Annotated in this window: 1 protein-coding gene and 2 pseudogenes; 2 read left to right on the top strand and 1 reads right to left on the bottom strand. The window is 43.6% G+C overall.

Annotated elements, in window-relative coordinates; translation table 11 throughout:
- A pseudogene (locus R7Q38_RS22875) lies at positions 1 to 518 on the top strand (peptidase T); the annotation flags it as partial.
- Between the two features lie 96 nt (positions 519 to 614).
- Here the strand turns inward: R7Q38_RS22875 and R7Q38_RS22870 are convergent.
- Positions 615 to 1079: a dCMP deaminase family protein gene (locus R7Q38_RS22870; protein ID WP_005485131.1), complete on the bottom strand. Its 465-nt coding sequence runs from the start codon at positions 1077 to 1079 to the stop codon at positions 615 to 617.
- Between the two features lie 404 nt (positions 1080 to 1483).
- Here R7Q38_RS22870 and vmeY point away from each other — a divergent pair.
- Positions 1484 to 1945: pseudogene (vmeY, locus tag R7Q38_RS22865) on the top strand (multidrug efflux RND transporter periplasmic adaptor subunit VmeY); the annotation flags it as partial.

Raw genomic sequence — 1945 nt, 5'->3', positions numbered from 1 at the left:
TAGCGGCGCAATTCCAAGTTAAAATGCCAGCAGACCAAACCCCTGAAACCACCGAAGGGTATGAGGGCTTCTTCCATCTGAAATCGGGAGAACTGGGTATCGCCCGCAGTGAACTTGGTTACATCATCCGCGATTTTGACCGTGAAGGGTTAGAAGAGCGTAAGGCGCTGATGCAAAAACTTGTCGATGAAATGAACGCAGGTCTGAAACACGGTTCTGTCGAACTTAACATTACCGACAGTTACTACAACATGCGAGAAATGGTTGAGCCGTACCCTCACATTATCGAATTAGCGAAACAGGCAATGGAAGCGTGTGATGTTGAACCGTTGATCAAACCGATTCGTGGTGGTACGGATGGCGCGCGGTTATCCTTTATGGGATTGCCTTGCCCTAACATCTTCACCGGTGGTTTCAACTTTCATGGTATCCATGAATTTATCTCTGTAGAGATGATGGAAAAATCTGTCCTTGTGATTGTAAAAATCGCTGAACTTACCGCTAAAAAACACGGTTGATGAAACGTTCACCCACTCAATTCAATTGAATGGGTGGCATCGATACAAAAAAGCCCAGACAATTTGTGTGTCTGGGCTTTGTAGTTTTGGGAAGGACTAACGAACGTCTTTATCCTCGAAATTGATGTCGTCTAGCGGTAGCCAATCTACCTCAACACCCGCCTGATCAAACATATCTTGGCTCACTTGGATTTTATCTCCCCAGCGAGATAGAAAGTCTTCAGACTGTTCTGGGCAGTGAACGCGCGAAATACCTGTTTGAATGATCTTTGCAGCGCAGTTTGGGCACGGGAAGTGCGTTACCCAAATGTCACAACCATCCAAATCGCGTTTTGAAAAGAGAATTGCGTTCTCTTCTGCATGCAGAGTTTTTAAGTATTTCAGTTCACGTTCGTCGGTGTCTACACTGTCCGAAACACCGTGTGGATAACCGTTAAAGCCGACAGAAACAATGCGGTTCTGTTTAGTGATCACCGCACCTACCTGCGTTGAAGGGTCTTTACTCCAAGACGCCACCAGTTCAGCCATTTGGTAAAAACGTTTCGCCCATTTAGAAATCATGCTCATCCTCTCGGTCGAAGGCTTTGAATTATCTGAATGATAACCCATTTTTTTTAAAAAAATAGTCGAAATACGAGCATTACAGTGAAAGCGATTCGTTTTCATGGTTAATCGGGGAGAGTTTGTTCAGCTCTAAGCAACAATTCCGCCTTTATTGATGAGTTTATTGGTCAAAATTGGCAAGCGAATGAGTCATACATCACATTAATGATTAGAGATTGCTTATGTTGTGGGGTGAATGAAGATCTGAAAATGATTTCAAATGCATCAACTTTATTTCGGCTCGTTTCAATTAATTACATTTAGAAACATTTTACGCAATTTATGTAGGAGAATTCGGAATCTACTGTCTGTAAGGTTAGTGTGTTTTCAACAATATCCTGTTCCATAAAGACGGTAAATACATGCAAAAGAAACCACTTGTCGCATTAATGGCGGCTACAGCTATCCTTGCAGGATGCGGAGAAGCGAATAATGCCCAAAGAGAGAGCCAAGCGCCTCTTGTCGTAACTCAGGATGTCACGGTAATCGACTACCAACCGAGTAAATCATATATCGGTCGAATTGAAGCGGTAGAAGATACCAATATCACAGCACAGATTTCAGGCTATTTACAAGCTCGTCATTTTGAAGAAGGACAAATGGTAGAAAAAGGTCAGCTTCTTTATTCTATTGAACCTTCTTCTTTTGAAGCACAAGTGGCAAGTGCGAAAGCAGCGTTAGCACAAGCAAAAGCTTCGCTTAAAAAGGCAGAGCTTGATCACCAACGCGGTAAAAACCTGCTTCCTCGTGGCAGCATCTCCCAATCGGAATTTGATGCGTTGACAGCAACATTGCTAGGCGCGCGTGCAGAACTAGAAGCCGCG

The sequence above is a fragment of the Vibrio sp. Vb0598 genome, from assembly GCF_033338935.1.
Taxonomy (GTDB): Bacteria; Pseudomonadota; Gammaproteobacteria; order Enterobacterales; family Vibrionaceae; genus Vibrio; species Vibrio alginolyticus.
The sequence above is the reverse complement of the archived record's forward strand: the minus strand, read 5'-3'. Positions and strand labels throughout refer to the sequence as shown.

Bases quoted from the DNA above. Each gene is read 5' to 3' on its own strand.
- R7Q38_RS22870 (WP_005485131.1), bottom strand. From the start codon at position 1,079: ATGATTTCTAAATGGGCGAAACGTTTTTACCAAATGGCTGAACTGGTG.